Here is a 14,472-nt window from a genome sequence, read left to right on the forward strand (position 1 = left end):
CCGCTACCGGTGTTCGGGGTTGGGGAAGTCGAAGCGGCAGCCCGCGTCCCACAGGGAGCGCTGGTTGCCGTGGGCCGGGACGCCCCCGGCGCGCTTGAGGAGCGCGGCCAGGTGCATCAGGTTCCAGGACATGAAGGTGGTGTTGCGGTTGGTGAAGTCGTTCTCGGGGCCGCCGGAGCCGGGGTCCAGGTACGAGGGACCGGGTCCGGCCTCGCCGATCCAGCCGGCGTCGGCCTGCGGCGGGATGGCGTAGCCGAGGTGCTGGAGGCTGTAGAGGACGTTCATGGCGCAGTGTTTGACGCCGTCCTCGTTGCCGGTGATCAGCGCTCCGCCGACGCGCCCGTAGTACGCGTACTGGCCCCGGTCGTTCAGCAGGGAGGAGCAGGCGTAGAGCCGCTCGATGACCTGCTTCATGACGGAGCTGTTGTCGCCGAGCCAGATCGGGCCGCACAGCACGAGGATGTCGGCGTCCATGATCTGGCTGTAGAGGACCGGCCACTGGTCGCTGTCCCAGCCGTGCTCGGTCATGTCCGGCCAGACGCCGGTGGCGATGTCGTGGTCGACGGCGCGGATCAGCGAGGTCCGGGCGCCCGCGGACTCCATGACGGCGCGGCTCCTCGCGATCAGCCCCTCGGTGTTGCTGGTCTCGGGAGAGCGCTTGAGGGTGCAGTTGACGTAGACGGCGGAGAGGTCCTCGTACCGTGGGCTCTGGTCGTCGGCCATGCCCCCACCGTGCCCGCGGGAGCGCGGGGCGGCCAGCGGGCGTGACCCGTCCGGGGGCGGGTGACCGGGTGGCCGGATCGGTCCGGGTTGTGACGGTCCGTGCGGGCGACTAGGGTCGGGTGGCCTTGGTGTTCGGGAAACCGGTGGAAAACCGGTGCGGCCCTCGCCACTGTGATCGGGAAGTCCGGCTCCAATCCTGCGGGAAGCCACTGGGCCCGCGCGGGAGACCGCATGGGCCCGGGAAGGCGGAGCCAGGGCATCAGTACCCGTGAGCCAGGAGACCGGCCGGGGCGCGTCGTCCATCCACGAGGTGCTGGAGAGGTCTCCCCACACATGCATATAGCCGAGGGCTTCCTGCCCCCCTTGCACGCGGCCGCCTGGGGCGCCGCGTCCGCCCCGTTCGTCGTCCACGGGGTCCGCGCCCTGACCCGCGAGGTGAAGTCGAACCCGGAGAGCACGCTGCTGCTCGGGGCGTCCGGAGCGTTCACCTTCGTCCTGTCCGCCCTGAAGATCCCGTCGGTGACGGGAAGTTGTTCGCACCCGACGGGGACGGGGCTCGGGGCCATCCTCTTCCGGCCGCCGATCATGGCGGTGCTCGGCACGATCACCCTGCTGTTCCAGGCACTGCTGCTGGCCCACGGCGGGCTCACCACCCTCGGCGCCAACGTGTTCTCGATGGCCATCGCCGGTCCCTGGGCGGGCTACGGGGCCTACCGGCTGCTGCGCGCATCCAACGTGCCGCTGATGGCGGCCGTGTTCTGCGGCGCGTTCTTCGCCGACCTGGTCACCTACTGCGTGACCTCCGTCCAGCTGGCGCTGGCCTTCCCCGACCCGGCGAGCGGCTTCCTGGGCTCGCTGGAGAAGTTCGCGGGCATCTTCGCGGTCACCCAGATCCCGCTCGCGGTGAGCGAGGGGCTGCTGACCGTCCTCGTGATGCGGCTGCTCATGCAGTCCAGCAAGACGGACCTGGTCCGGCTCGGCGTCGCAAAGCTGACCGGCGGCGAGCGGACGAAGACGGAGGCGGCGCTCTGATGTCCAGGAACGCGAAGATCAACGGCCTGCTGCTGCTCCTGGTGGCGGCGCTCGCCGTGCTCCCGCTCGCGCTGGGGCTCGGCGACGGCAAGGAGGAGCCGTTCACCGGCGCCGACGCGCAGGCCGAGAGCGCCATCACCGAGCTGAAGCCCGACTACGAGCCCTGGTTCTCCCCGCTGTACGAGCCGCCTTCCGCGGAGATCGAGTCCGCGCTGTTCGCCCTCCAGGCGGCGCTCGGAGCCGGCGTGCTCGCCTACTACTTCGGCGTCCGCAAGGGCCGCCGCCAGGGCGCGGCGCAGGCCCTGGCGCAGGCCGAGGCCGCCCACTCCGCCCCGGAGTCGTAGGAGGTGCTGCCGATCGACGTCGCGGCCCACTCCAGCCGCTGGCGGGGCCGCCATCCGCTGGAGAAGGCCCTGCTGGGGTTCGGGCTCACCCTCACCGCCGTGAGCCTGCCGCCGTGGCCGGGCGGGCCGCTGGTCGCGGCGGCGACCCTGGCGGTGCTGCTGGGGCCCGCCGGGGTGGCCGGGCGGCAGCTGTGGCGGGCCTTCCGGGTGCCGCTCGGGTTCTGCGTGACCGGGGCGCTGCCGCTGCTGGTGTCGGTGGGCGGCCCGGACGGCTTCCTCGCCCTGGCCCCGGACGGGCCCCGGCACGCGGCGGAGCTGCTGCTGCGCACCTCGGCGGCCTCCCTCGGGGTGCTGCTGTTCGCCTTCACGACGCCGGTCTCGGACGTGCTGCCGCGGCTGGTGCGGGCTGGGGTGCCTGCGCCGGTGGTGGACGTGGCCCTGGTCATGTACCGGATCGGCTTCCTGCTGCTGGACTCGATGGCGCAGGTCCGCCGCGCCCAGGCGGCCCGGCTCGGGCAGACCAGCCGGGCGGCGGTGTGGCGTTCGCTGGCCGGGCTCGCGGCGACCTCGTTCGTCCGGGCCTTCGACCGCGCCGCCCGGCTCCAGGAGGGGCTGGCGGGGCGCGGTTACGACGGCGCGCTGCGGGTGCTCGTGCCCGGGGCGACGCTGTCCTGGCGGTTCCTGACGGGGTCCGCCGCCCTGCTGGCCGCACTGGCCGCGGGGACCCTCGTACTGAAGGAGCTGTGGCTGTGACCGCGTTGGTGGAGCTGGTCGGCGCGGGATACGCCTACGAGGACGGCCCGGCCGTACTGTCGGGGGTGGACTTCGCCATCGCCGAGGGCCGCGCGCTGGTGCTGCTGGGCCGCAACGGCAGCGGCAAGACCACGCTGATGCGGCTGCTGAGCGGGGGTCTGCGGCCGGGGCCGGGGTCGCTGCGCCTGGACGGCGCGGAGGTGGCGTACGACCGCAAGGGCCTGACCCGGCTGCGGACCTCGGTGCAGCTGGTGGTGCAGGACCCCGACGACCAGCTCTTCGCGGCCTCCGTCGAGCAGGACGTGTCCTTCGGCCCGATGAACCTGGGGCTGCCCGCCGGGGAGGTCCGCGAGCGGGTGGAGGCCGCCCTGGCCGCCCTGGACATCACCGCGCTGCGGGACCGCCCGACGCACCTGCTGTCGTACGGGCAGCGCAAGCGCGCGGCGATCGCCGGCGCGGTGGCGATGGCCCCGCGGGTGCTGATCCTGGACGAACCGACGGCCGGGCTCGACCCGGACGGCCAGGAACGCCTGCTGGACGCCCTCGCGGGCCTGCGCGCCGGCGGCACCACGGTCGTGATGGCCACCCACGACGTGGACCTCGCGGTCCGCTGGGCGGACGACGCGGCGGTGCTGACCCCGGCCGGCATCCGCACCGGCCCCGCCGGTGAGCTGCTCTCGGACCCGGAGCTGCTGGCCTCGGCGGGCCTTCGCCAGGCCTGGGCCCCGGCGGTGACGGCCTTCCTGCGCGCCCACGGCCTGCTCGCCGCGCACCTGCCGGGGCCGCGGGTCCCGCAGGCGCTGGCCGAGTGGCGGCCGGCGGCCTCGCCGGCCGGCCCGCAAACCTAGGATGGCGGCATGTCACTGCCGCACGCCATCCTCACCGCCCTGCTCGAGAAGCCCTCGTCGGGGCTGGAGCTGACCCGGCGGTTCGACAAGTCCATCGGCTACTTCTGGTCCTCGACGCACCAGCAGATCTACCGGGAGCTGGGCCGGCTGGAGGAGTCCGGGCTGATCCGGGAGCTGCCGAGCGAGGTGCCCGTGCGCGGGCAGAAGAAGGAGTACGAGGTACTGCCCGACGGGCGCGCGGAGCTGGCGCGGTGGGTGGACGAGAGCCAGGACCCCAAGCCGGTGCGGGACGCGCTGCTGCTGCGGCTCCGCGCGGCGGCGGTGGTCGGGCCGCAGGGGCTCGGGGCGGAGCTGCGGCGCCATCTCGACCTGCACCGGGCGCAGTTGGCCACGTACGAGGGCATCGAGGCGAAGGACTTCCCGCCGGGGCGGGACACCGCCCCGGACCGGTTGCGCCGGCTCGTGCTGCACGGCGGCATCGCCCTGGAGGGGTTCTGGCTGAGCTGGCTGGAGGAGGCCCTCTCGGAGGTGGAGGAGCTGTCCTCGGCGCAGGACGCGGCGCCGCCGCGGGGCGGGACTCCGGCCTGACGCGCCCCCGCCCCTGCGGGCGGGGCGGAGGCGGGCGCGGCGCGCCTACTTGTTCAGGGAGGCCCAGAACTCGTCGAAGCTGAGCAGCTTGTCGCCGTCGGCGTCCTTGGCGGCGATCACGGAGTCCGCGATCGAGGCGGTGACGTAGTGGTCACCCATCTCCTTCATGGCCGCGCTGTACTCGTCGGCCGTGACGAAGCCGTCACCGTTCACGTCGAACTTGTCGAACGTCGCGCGTGCGCTCTCGATGTCAGCCACTGGGTCCACCCCTTCTCGGTGCTTGTTGACCGGCTCAGGGTAGCGGCAGCGGGCCCGCGGCCCCGCCGCGGGTCCCGGTCGGCCGGCAGATATGTATTTCCTCCACCCCGCACAAGCCCGTGGAACAGCCGGTGGAACGGCCCGGAAAACGCGCGGAGGCGATAATTCCGGCCAAGAAATCCGATTGCCCCTTGTCACGCTCCGGGATCACGGCATAACGTAACGGCATTGCCGCCACACCAGGAGCACGGGGCTCCCAGGGACATGCGGCACCAAGGGTTGCCGCCGGTGACGATCGCAGCTGACGCAGCATGAGAGCTCCGCCCCTCCCCCGTGCGTGCCGCCACTTCGCCGCAGGTCTCACGTCCGGCGCGCGCGGCTGTCCCGGCCCGCCGGGACGGGGGTGGGAGCGCTTTCGGAATTCCGGATGAATTCCGCCTGCCGGCCACCGAACGGGACGGAGCGCATTTCCCGGAGGCCGACGGCGCATTCCGCAGGGACGCGGGCGAAAGGGTCCCGTATTCCGCCGGGCGGAATACGCCCGGAGGTGAATGCAGCCGCGTACCGGCTGAGAGCGAGAGCCGGTACGCGGGGCGGGGCGGGCACGGTCGGCGCACGCGGCCGAGGAGCGTACGGGGCTCCTCGGCCCGGCCGCCGGCCGCGGCGGGCGTACGGCTTCACCGGGAGGCCGCCCGGGCGACGTCGGTCGCCCCGGAGCCGCCTGGTGGATGTCGGTGTCCCGGGAGCTGTGCGAGCTCCCGGGGCACCGTCGCAACAGGGGGGCCGGCGGCGGCGGGGCTACCGGAAGATGCCGGTGTGGCCGAGGGAGTAGCGGCCCGGCTGCGGGTAGACGGCGAGGCCGTGCGGGCCGCCGCCGACGGGGATGCGCGCCAGCTGCTTCCCGCTGGTGGTGTCGATCGCGTAGACCTCCCCGTTGTAGCGGCCCGACAGCCACAGCACCTTGCCGTCGGCGGAGACCCCGCCCATGTCGGGGCTGCCGCCGTCCGGCAGCTGCCACTTCTTGGTGAGCCGGTTCTCCTTGAAGTCGAAGACCGAGATGCTGCCCTCGCCGCGGTTGGAGACGTACATCTGCCGGGAGTCGCGGCTGACGTACAGGCCGTGGCAGCCCTTGCCCGTGGGCAGCAGCTTGGGGACGTCGAACTTGTCGCCGCTGAGCACCCACATGCCGTGCGCCATCATGTCGGCGACGTAGAAGGTCTTCCCGTCGGGGGAGATCTTCACGTCCTGCGGCATCGCGCCCTCGAAGGGCAGCTTCTGCTGGCCGATCACCTCCATCTTCTCGGTGTCGACCTTGAGCAGTTCGCCGGAGAACTCGCAGCTGACGATGAAGTACCGGCCGTCCGCCGAGAAGTCGGCGTGGTTGACGCCGAAGCAGGTCACGGGGACGGTCTTGACGCGGTCCATGGTGTGCGGGTCGCGGAAGACCAGCTCGCGGTCCATGGAGGCCATCACGACCGCGTACTTCCCGTTGGGGGTGAAGTACAGGTTGTACGGGTCGTGCACCTCGACGGCCTTGCCGGCCTCACCGGTGGCGGGGTTGATCGGGGTGAGGGTGTGGCCGCGGTTGTTGTTGACCCACAGGGTCTTCATGTCCCAGGAGGGCACCACGTGCTGCGGCTGGACGCCGACCGGGATGGTGTCGATGACCTTGTACGTGGCCGGGTCGATGACGGACACCGTGTTGGAGTTGGTGTTGGGGACGTAGACGCGGGACGGGAAGTTCTTGACCACCGGCGAGAGCCGGTTCGGCCGGTCGGCGGCGTACACGTCGTGCGGGTCGAGCAGCGGCGGCATCCCGGCCAGTCCCGGCGGCACGGCCGGGACGGCTTTGGCGGGCTTGGCCGGGCCCTTGGAGCCGAGCGCCCCGGCGGGGGCCTTGTCGGCCGATCCGCAGCCGGCCAGGGCGGCGAGGACCAGACCGGCCAGCAGCACGGTGGCCTTCCGGGGAAGGCGGGTGGTCTTCATGAGGTCAGCAGCTCCGTGGTGGTCACCGCGCGCAGTCGGCGGCGCGCGAGTTCTTCGAGGAGGGGCGGCATCGCGTCGACCGTGTCCGCGTAGCCGAAGTGCAGGCTCACCACCGATCCGCGCTGGATCGTCCCGGTGACGGTGCGGATGACGGCCGCGGCGCCGGGCGAGGTGAAGTCGAGGGAGTCCACGTCGTACGAGAGGACGTGGGGGTAGCCCGCCCGCTGGGCGAGCCTGCGGACGAGCGGGCGGGCGTGCTGGGTCTGCGAGGGGCGGAACCAGGTGCCGATCGAGCCGGTGAGGCGCTTGAGGCGCTGGGCGCAGCCGGTGATCTCGGCTTGGGCCTCCGCCTCGGACATGTCGTTGATCGCGAGGTGGCGCTGGGTGTGGTTGCCCAGTTCGTGGCCGCCGTCGAGGATCCGCCGGGCCATCTCGGGGTGGGCGTCGAGCCAGCTGCCGATGGCCAGTACGGTGACCCGCGCGCCGCCCTTCTCGGCCGCGGCCAGTACGGCACGGGCGAGGGCGGGGTCCCCGTTGCCGTGGAAGGTGAGCGCGACCTGGGGGCGGTCGCGGGGGCCGTGCGCGATCTCGACGGGCTGTCCGGGGAAGCGGCGGGGGGCCGGGGCCGCGGGGGCGGGCCCGGCGGGCCGGTCGGGTCGGGCGGGGGCGGGCCGGACGGGGCCCGGCGCCGCCGGACCGCCGCCCGTGCCGCAACCGGCGGTGAGGGCGCCTGCGGCGGCCGCCGCGGTGGCGCGCAGGGCCGTACGGCGGTCTGGGTAACAGAGCACCCGCCCATTTAAGTGCCGCTTGACCCCGTAGGTAATGATTGACCCAATTTGGGACTTTCGCTGAACGAGTCCGCAGGGTCGACTGTCCGCTATGTGATCAAGGATTTACGCAGAGCGGTCGATATTTATTCGTCGATTGCGAGGTGGGTGGCCCATCTCACCTAGGATTTAGGTGCGAACTCATGAGATATGCACACTTATGTCCGACTCGGGACTTTTGGCGTTCGGGCCCATGTCTGCCATAGTCGGAACCACGGCTTCCCTTTGACCCGAGCGAAGTCTCCCGCCGAGGATCACACACCCCACCGATCCTCGGCGCACCCATGGAACCCCCGCAGCGCCCCACCTCGGCGACAGGGGGTTTCTGGCGTTCCGGGCCCTCAGCGGTCGGCGACCCGCATCTCGAACCAGGTGATCTTGCCGCGCGGCAGCAGGTCGGCGCCCCAGCGGTCGGACAGCTTGTCGACGAGGTAGAGCCCCCGGCCGGTGGTGTCCAGTTCGTGGACCGGCATCAGGCAGGGCAGCCCGCGGGAGGGATCGCGCACCTCCACCCGGATCCAGCCGCGCCGGCGCAGCATCCGCAAGCCGAAGGAACGGGCCCCGGTGTGGCGCACGGCGTTGCCGACGAGTTCGGAGACCAGCAGGACGGCGTGCTCGGAGATCTGCGGCGACAGCCCCCAGAAGCGGATCACCACGCTCTGGGTCAGCCGGCGGGCCCTGCTCGCGGACTCCGGCATGGACGGCAGCGTCACCTCCGCCTCGGCCGGGTTGCCGTACAACTCCAGCGCCCGCAGGCCCTCTTCGTCCTCGGCCGCCGCCGTGAGCCGTACGGCAGAAGCGCTGCTGCGCTGCCGCGGCTGTTCCACACCCTCCAGGCCCGCCATGCACCCATCATGGACGGCCCGCGCGCCCGTCCGGGCCGTTCCGTGGGAATACACCCCCCGGAATGATCGATTCCGAGGGGGTGCTCCGGCATATGCGACGGGCAACGGAAGGCCGCATGGGCCACCCTGACCTGGGGTGACGTTCCGCTGATCGGCGATCACGGTCAGTGGATCACGGTTTCCCCTTAAGGCTGCCTTAAGGCCTGGCTAATCCACTCCCACGGGTTTCGTGCAGCCGCGCTCATGCGCCCTTCGAGGGACGAGCCCGTAGAGCTGCGCTCAGACGAACTTGGCCTTGCCCGGACCCTCTTCCACGAAGCTGCGCATGCCGCGCTCGCGGTCCTCGGTGGCGAACAGGCCGGCGAACCAGTTGCGTTCGATGGTCAGCCCGGTGTCGATGTCCGCCTCCAGCCCGGCGTCCACGCACTCCTTGGCGGCGCGCAGCGCGATCGCCGGCCCCTGCGCGAGCTTCGCGGCCCACGCGTGCGCCTGCCCGTACACCTCGGCGGCGGGCACGATCCGGTCCACCAGGCCGAGCGCCAGGGCCTCTTCGGCCTTGACCATGCGGCCGGTGAAGATGAGGTCCTTCGCCTTGGAGGGGCCGATCAGCCGCGAGAGCCGCTGGGTGCCGCCCGCGCCCGGGATCAGGCCGAGCAGGATCTCGGGCTGGCCGAGCTTCGCGTTGTCGGCGGCGATCCGGTAGTCGGCGCACAGGGCGAGCTCGCAGCCGCCCCCGAGGGCGTAGCCGGTGATCGCGGCGACGACGGGCTTGGGGATCCGGGCCACGGCGGTGAAGGCGTCCTGGAGCGCACGGGACCGGGCGACCATGGCCGCGTGGTCCATGTTCTGCATCTCCTTGATGTCCGCGCCGGCCGCGAACACCTTCTCCCCGCCGTAGAGCACGACCGCCCGCACGTCGGCGCGGTCGGTGGCCTCCGCCGCGAGCTCGCGCAGCCGGTCCTGGGTGGCGATGTCCAGGGCGTTCATGGGCGGGCGGTCCAGCAGGATGGTGCCGACGCCTTCGGAGACTTCGAGAGAGATGGTCATACGGGGAAGGTTAGCGCCGGTTAACCCGAGGTGGCCCGGTGCTGTGGGTCACAGCACCGGGCCACCGGACTACGGACGCGGGGGTGTTACTTGATCCACTCCGCCCAGTCCATGTTCCAGCCGTTGAGGCCGTTGTCCGGGGCGATCTGCTTGTCCTTGGAGTTCTTCACGATCACCACGTCGCCGATCAGCGACTCGTTGTAGAACCACGCCGCCGGGGTGTTGGGGTCGCCGGCGCCGCGCTCGTCCTCCAGGCCGACGCAGCCGTGGCTGACGTTCTCCGAGCCGAACGTGCTGGAGGAGGCCCAGTAGTTGCCGTGGACGAAGGTGCCGGAGGTCGACAGGCGCATCGCGTGCGGGACGTCGGAGATGTCGTACTCGCCGCCGAAGCCGACGGTGGCGCCGTTCATCCGGGTCACCTTGTACTTCTCGCTGATGACCATCTGCCCGTTGTAGGTGGTCGTCGCCGGGGCGCCCGCGGTGATCGGGATGGTCTTGAGGACCTGGCCGTCGCGGACGACCTCCATCTTCTTGGAGGTCGCGTCGACGGTGGTGACCTGGGAGCGGCCGACGGTGAAGGTGACCGTACGGGTCTGCTTGCCGTAGACGCCGGGACGGCCCTCGACGCCGTCGAGCGCGAGCTTGACCGTGACCTTGGTGCCCGCGGCCCAGTACTTCTCGGGGCGGAAGTCGAGGCGGTCGTTGCCGAACCAGTGGCCCTCGACCGGCACGGACGGCTCGGCCGTGACCGTGATGGCCTTCTCGACGGCCTCGGTGTTGGTGATGCCGCGGGTGAAGTTGATGGACACCGGCATGCCGACGCCGACGGTCGAGCCGTCCTCCGGCGTGTAGTGGCCCACGAAGGTGTTCTGCGGGGTCAGGGTGGTGAAGGTGGTGTCCTTGGCGGACTCCCGGCCCGCCTCGTCCTTGGCGACCGCGTGCACCTTGTACTCGGTGGCGGCGGCCAGGTTGCGGGCGGGCTCCCAGGTGGCGCCGTCGGCGGCCACCTTGCCCTCCACCGCGTTGCCCTTGGTGTCGGCGACCGTCACCGTGGTCAGCTTCCCCCCGGAGCTGGTGATCTTCAGGACGCCGCTGGTGGCGACCTCCTTGGACCCGTCGTCCGGCTTGACGTTGACCACGGCCTTGGACGCCTCGGTGCCGGTCTTCGCCCCGCCACCACCGGCCTTGCCGTTGTCCCCGCCGCTCCCGCCGCTGGTGCCGCCGCCGCTGCACGCGGTGGTCAGCAGCAGGGCCGCCCCCAGCAGGAGGGCCGGCAGGCCGGTGCGGACGCGGCCGCGTATCGGCTGCAGGTTCACTCGTGTTCTCCCCATGTCCCCCGCGCGCGGACAGTCGCGCGCTTGTCGACAGGAAATCACATGGGGAGACTACGAATAGGCACAGTCATGTCACCGTTCCGTCCCAAGTGCCGGGGCGAACGGGCCGTCAGCCCAGGGGCCGCCCGGCGGGAGCCAGAAGAGCGGGTTCGCCCCGGGGCCTTCGGGCCGGCCGGGGCCGGGGCGGTCGTGGTCGGGGCGGTCGTGGTCGTGGTCGGGCCGCGCGTGCTCGGGGCGGGCGTGCCCCGGACCGTCGTGGTCCGGCCGTCCGTGGTCGGGGCCTTCGTGGTCGGGCCGGCCGTGGCCCGGCTTGCCGTGGCCGTCCTCCTTGCAGTGGCAGCCGTCCTGGCCGTCGTGGGCGCGCCGGTTGAGGAGCGTGACGGCGATCCGGTGGCCCGGGGTCCGCCCGTTCAGCGTCAGCGGGCCGGTCACCGGGTCGCGCGGCAGGACGTAGCCGTCGGGGACGTCCGTCTCAACCACGTAGTACGCGCCGTCCGCGAGCCCCTCGAACGCGCAGACCCCGTCCCCGCCGGTGGTGCACTCGGCTCCGGCCCGCTCGTCGGCGTTGATGCCGCGCCGCTGGAGGCCCGCCGTGTGGTTGGTCTCCTTCCAGAGCTCGAACTCCGCGCCGCGCAGCGGACGCCTGGTCCCGGCGTCCTTCTTCAGGACCTCGATGGTGCCGGTCGCCTCCTGGCCCTCCTTCCGGTTCGGGACGGTGAGGACGACGACCTCCTCGGCGTCGTCCCGGGCCAGTTCGAAGGAGGTGACCGGGTCGCCGGGCCGCTCGTAGCCCGGCGGGAGACCGGTCTCCCGCCAGTAGTAGCGCTCCCCGACCGGCAGCTCGACCGTGCAGGTGCCCCGCTCGTCGGTGACGCAGGCGCCGTCGAGCCGGGTGTCGGGGTCCTCCCGGGTCTGCAGGCCGGCGACGCCGTTGCTCTCGCGCCACAGTTCGAAGCGGGCGCCGGAGAGCGGTTCTCCGTTCTCCTCGTCGACCTTGCGCAGCACGACCCCCGCGCTGCCGTCCGGGTCCGGGGACCTCCGGTTGACGGCCACCCACCGCACCCCGGCCGGGAGGTTCTCGGGCGTCAGGACCAGCTCGCGCACGGGGTCGGAGGGCAGGTCGTACCCGGGGGGTGCGGCCGTCTCGCGCCAGTAGAAGGTGCCGGGCTCCTCGGTACGGGTACAGGTGCCGTCCGCCCCGGTGGTGCAGTCGCCGGCCCGGGTGTCGGCGTCCGGGCCCTCGGGCTGGAGCCCGTCGCGGCCGTTGGTCTCGCGCCACAGCTCGAACCTGGCCCCGGCCAGCGGGCGGCCGTTCTCGTCGTGCTTGACGACGGTCACCGCGCCCCGGTCCGGCGGGGCGGGCGCGCAGTCGGGCAGGTCGCCGTCAAAGGGGTAGGAGTGGAACTCCGCGCCCAGGCCCGTGGTCTCCGACGGGCTGGTGTGGGTGACGCTGCCGGCGGTGAAGAAGCGGCCGTTCACGCCGATCACGGAGACGGTGGCGACCGAGGCCTGCGGGCCGATCAGGACGCTGCCGCCGAGCTGCGCCGAGCCGGCGACGGTGACCGCCCGGGCGTCGGGGAAGTTCCACAGCAGCCGCTCGCGCAGCCCGGCCGGCAGGAGGACGTTGTTGACGCGCAGGGCCGGGGATCCCCCGGTGACGTTCACCAGGACCGTGGCGCCGGCCGGGATCCCGGTGAAGCGCACCGTCTGCTGCGCGGTGCCGGGGCCGGAGAGGTCGAAGTCGACGTTGAAGACCTGGAGCGGGGAGCTGCCGTCGCCGGTGAAGACGGTCTCCTGGGCGCTCCACACGGCCCGGCCGGTCGGCGTGCGGGGGACCCCGCCGGGTAGGGCGTAGCAGGTGCTCGCCTTGGAGAGCCGGTCCCGCAGCGGGGCGTAGGGGCGGGCCGCGTCCTCGTCGTGGACGCGGGTGCCCGTCACGTTGCCGGTGAGGGTGCCGCCGTGGCGGACGACGCCGCCGTCCGCGAGGAGGGTCTGGCGCGGGGCGACGGTGACGTCCCCGCCGGTGGTCAGGAAGTCGGAGCCGTTCGGCGGGGGGACCCGGGAGCCGACGCCGGCGATGCCGACGTTGTAGACGGTGCCGCCGGCGGACTTGTTCATGTCGAAGCCGCCGAGGACGACGACGCGGCCCTCGGCCTCGGCGGCGCCCCGGCGGACGAGCATGTCCCCGCCGACGAAGACGTTGATGTTCGTGTCGCGTCCGGTGAAGGGGAGGTTGTTGGGTTCCGGCCACACGGACGGGCAGGCCTCGCCGGGGCCGGTCCCGGGGATGCAGGGGCCGAGTCCGCCGGGCAGCGGGGCCCGCAGGGCGCGTGCCGCCGCCGGCGGTTCGGCGCCGCCGGGGCCCGAGGCGAGGGCCGCGGGGGCCCCGGCGGCGAGTACGACGCCCACGGCCAACCCGAGGGTCCAGTTCCTTGCTGACATGGCTCTCCGTCCGCTGTATCGGCCACCTGCCCGCGCCGGTGGCCCTGACAGGCTGCGGGCGGGCTGTGGCGCGGCGGACGGAAGACACTCTGCGGGTACGGCATTCCGGTATGACGATCACTCGATTGCACCGCTTGCCCCGGGTGCGGGGCGGTCCGCGGCGTGTCAGGGGGCGGCCGGTGGCGGGAGGGGTCAGCCGACGGCCGAGCCCGCCACCCAGTCGGCCCAGGACATGTTCCAGCCGCCCAGCCCGTTGTTGGGGGCGACGGTCTTGTCCTGCGAGTTCACGACCTCCACCACGTCCCCGACCAGGGTCCGGTCGAAGAACCAGCCCGCGGGGGTGTCCGAGCCGCCGCCCTTGTCGTCGCGCAGGCCCACGCAGCCGTGGCTGGTGTTGGTCGAGCCGAAGGTGTCGGGGCTGGCCCAGTAGTTGCCGTGCAGGAAGGTGCCGGAGGCGGTGAGGCGCATGGCGTGCGGGACGTCGGGGATGTCGTACTCGCCCTTGCCGTCCTCGCCGGTGAAGCCGACGGTGGCGCCGTTCATCCGGGTGACGTCGAACATCTCCATCACCACCATCTTGCCGTTGTAGGTGGTGTTCTTGGGTGCTCCGGCGGTCACGGGGATGGTGGACAGCAGCTCCCCGTCCCGCCGGACCTCCATGGTGTGCGCCGCCGCGTCGACGGTGGAGACCTGGGAGCGGCCGACGGTGAAGCGGATGGTCTTGTCCTGGATGCCGTACGAGCCGGGCGCGCCCTCGACGTCCCGCAGCGCCATCTTCACGGTGACCTCGGTGCCGGCCTTCCAGTACTGCTTGGGCCGGAAGTCGAGGCGCTCGTTGCCGAACCAGTGGCCCACGACCTCCACGGGGGGCGTGGAGGTGACGGTGATGGCCCGCTCCACCTCGGCGCGCTGCCTGACGGGCCGGCTGAAGCTGAAGGAGACGATCATGCCGGTGCCGACGGTGGAGCGGTTCTCGGGCTTGAAGTAGCCGATGAACCGTTCCTCGGGGACGTAGGTGGTGAAGGTGGTGTGCCGGGCCTGGCGGCGGTTGTGCCCGTCGAGGGCGACCGCGTCGACGGTGTACTTGGCGGCGAGCGAGAGCCGTCCGGCGTCGGCGTCGGGGCTCCAGCTGAGCCCGTCGGCGGCGATCTCGCCGGGGACCTCTTCCTCCTGGGCGTCCTCGACCTTGGTGACCTTCACCCGTTCGAGGCGGCCCTCGGGGACGTGCACCCGCAGCGGGCCCTCGGCCGGGACGTCCTTGGCGTTGTCGTCGGGGGTGATCCGGATGGCCTCGTCCGGGGAGCGTGGTTTGCCGGGCAGCTGGATCTCGACGGGGGACCCGCCGTCTTCGGTGCAGCCGGCCAGCCCGCCCAGCAGGGCCGCCCACGCCGCCACGGCGGCCAAGCCCGCCCCTGCCCGCCTCGTCAGAAGAGTCACGCCCCGTC

The 14,472-nt window shown here is 72.4% G+C and carries 14 protein-coding genes and 1 riboswitch; of the genes, 5 read left to right on the forward strand and 9 right to left on the reverse strand.

All coding sequences use genetic code 11. The annotated features are described in order from the left end of the window. Positions 1-3: 3 nt before the first annotated feature. A complete protein-coding gene (locus tag AB0D45_RS07735; RefSeq protein ID WP_362455881.1) occupies positions 4-723 on the reverse strand; it encodes a flavodoxin family protein in 720 nt (239 codons plus the stop codon). Between the two features lie 100 nt (positions 724-823). Next, positions 824-1,028, forward strand: a riboswitch (cobalamin riboswitch). Between the two features lie 28 nt (positions 1,029-1,056). Between AB0D45_RS07735 and AB0D45_RS07740 the strand changes: the two genes are divergently transcribed. Genes AB0D45_RS07740 through AB0D45_RS07760 form a run of 5 tightly spaced genes read left to right on the forward strand, consistent with a single transcriptional unit; the run spans position 1,057 to position 4,288 of the window. Next, entirely contained in the window at positions 1,057-1,755 is a 699-nt protein-coding gene (locus tag AB0D45_RS07740) for an energy-coupling factor ABC transporter permease (RefSeq protein ID WP_362455883.1), read from the forward strand. Beyond that, a complete protein-coding gene (locus AB0D45_RS07745; protein WP_362455885.1) occupies positions 1,755-2,099 on the forward strand; it encodes an energy-coupling factor ABC transporter substrate-binding protein in 345 nt (114 codons plus the stop codon). The genes AB0D45_RS07740 and AB0D45_RS07745 overlap by 1 nt, the downstream gene beginning before the upstream one ends. Positions 2,100-2,102: 3 nt before the next feature. Further along, positions 2,103-2,852, forward strand: coding sequence for a cobalt ECF transporter T component CbiQ (cbiQ, locus tag AB0D45_RS07750; protein ID WP_361605546.1), 750 nt, complete (start codon positions 2,103-2,105; stop codon positions 2,850-2,852). Then, the gene (locus AB0D45_RS07755) at positions 2,843-3,700 is read left to right on the forward strand and encodes an ATP-binding cassette domain-containing protein (RefSeq protein WP_361605549.1); all 858 of its coding nucleotides are present in this window, start codon (positions 2,843-2,845) and stop codon (positions 3,698-3,700) included. The genes cbiQ and AB0D45_RS07755 overlap by 10 nt, the downstream gene beginning before the upstream one ends. 9 nt (positions 3,701-3,709) lie before the next feature. Further along, a complete protein-coding gene (locus tag AB0D45_RS07760) occupies positions 3,710-4,288 on the forward strand; it encodes a PadR family transcriptional regulator (RefSeq protein ID WP_362455887.1) in 579 nt (192 codons plus the stop codon). A gap of 45 nt (positions 4,289-4,333) precedes the next feature. Here AB0D45_RS07760 and AB0D45_RS07765 read toward each other — a convergent pair whose 3' ends face one another. The 8 genes from AB0D45_RS07765 to AB0D45_RS07800 all read right to left on the reverse strand — a co-directional run bounded on the left by AB0D45_RS07765 (position 4,334) and on the right by AB0D45_RS07800 (position 14,431). Beyond that, a complete protein-coding gene (locus AB0D45_RS07765) occupies positions 4,334-4,546 on the reverse strand; it encodes an EF-hand domain-containing protein (protein WP_361605555.1) in 213 nt (70 codons plus the stop codon). 798 nt (positions 4,547-5,344) lie between these two features. Continuing rightward, positions 5,345-6,532 (reverse strand): YncE family protein, encoded by a 1,188-nt coding sequence (locus tag AB0D45_RS07770; protein ID WP_362455889.1) that lies wholly within the window; start codon positions 6,530-6,532, stop codon positions 5,345-5,347. After that, a complete protein-coding gene (locus AB0D45_RS07775; RefSeq protein WP_362455891.1) occupies positions 6,529-7,320 on the reverse strand; it encodes a polysaccharide deacetylase family protein in 792 nt (263 codons plus the stop codon). Before AB0D45_RS07775 ends, AB0D45_RS07770 begins: the two co-directional genes overlap by 4 nt. 380 nt (positions 7,321-7,700) lie before the next feature. After that, positions 7,701-8,309, reverse strand: a complete 609-nt coding sequence (locus AB0D45_RS07780; RefSeq protein WP_362455893.1) for an ATP-binding protein — start codon at positions 8,307-8,309, stop codon at positions 7,701-7,703. A 174-nt stretch (positions 8,310-8,483) separates the two neighbouring features. Beyond that, positions 8,484-9,251 (reverse strand): enoyl-CoA hydratase-related protein, encoded by a 768-nt coding sequence (locus tag AB0D45_RS07785; RefSeq protein ID WP_361602725.1) that lies wholly within the window; start codon positions 9,249-9,251, stop codon positions 8,484-8,486. An 86-nt stretch (positions 9,252-9,337) separates the two neighbouring features. Further along, the gene (locus AB0D45_RS07790; protein WP_361602740.1) at positions 9,338-10,561 is read right to left on the reverse strand and encodes an Ig-like domain-containing protein; all 1,224 of its coding nucleotides are present in this window, start codon (positions 10,559-10,561) and stop codon (positions 9,338-9,340) included. 96 nt (positions 10,562-10,657) lie between these two features. Then, positions 10,658-13,027: a choice-of-anchor A family protein gene (locus AB0D45_RS07795; protein WP_362455895.1), complete on the reverse strand. Its 2,370-nt coding sequence runs from the start codon at positions 13,025-13,027 to the stop codon at positions 10,658-10,660. 192 nt (positions 13,028-13,219) lie between these two features. Further along, positions 13,220-14,431 (reverse strand): Ig-like domain-containing protein, encoded by a 1,212-nt coding sequence (locus AB0D45_RS07800; RefSeq protein WP_362455897.1) that lies wholly within the window; start codon positions 14,429-14,431, stop codon positions 13,220-13,222. Between the last annotated feature and the right edge of the window lie 41 nt (positions 14,432-14,472).

The organism is Streptomyces sp. NPDC048352 (assembly GCF_040651895.1).
Taxonomy (GTDB): domain Bacteria; phylum Actinomycetota; class Actinomycetes; order Streptomycetales; family Streptomycetaceae; genus Streptomyces.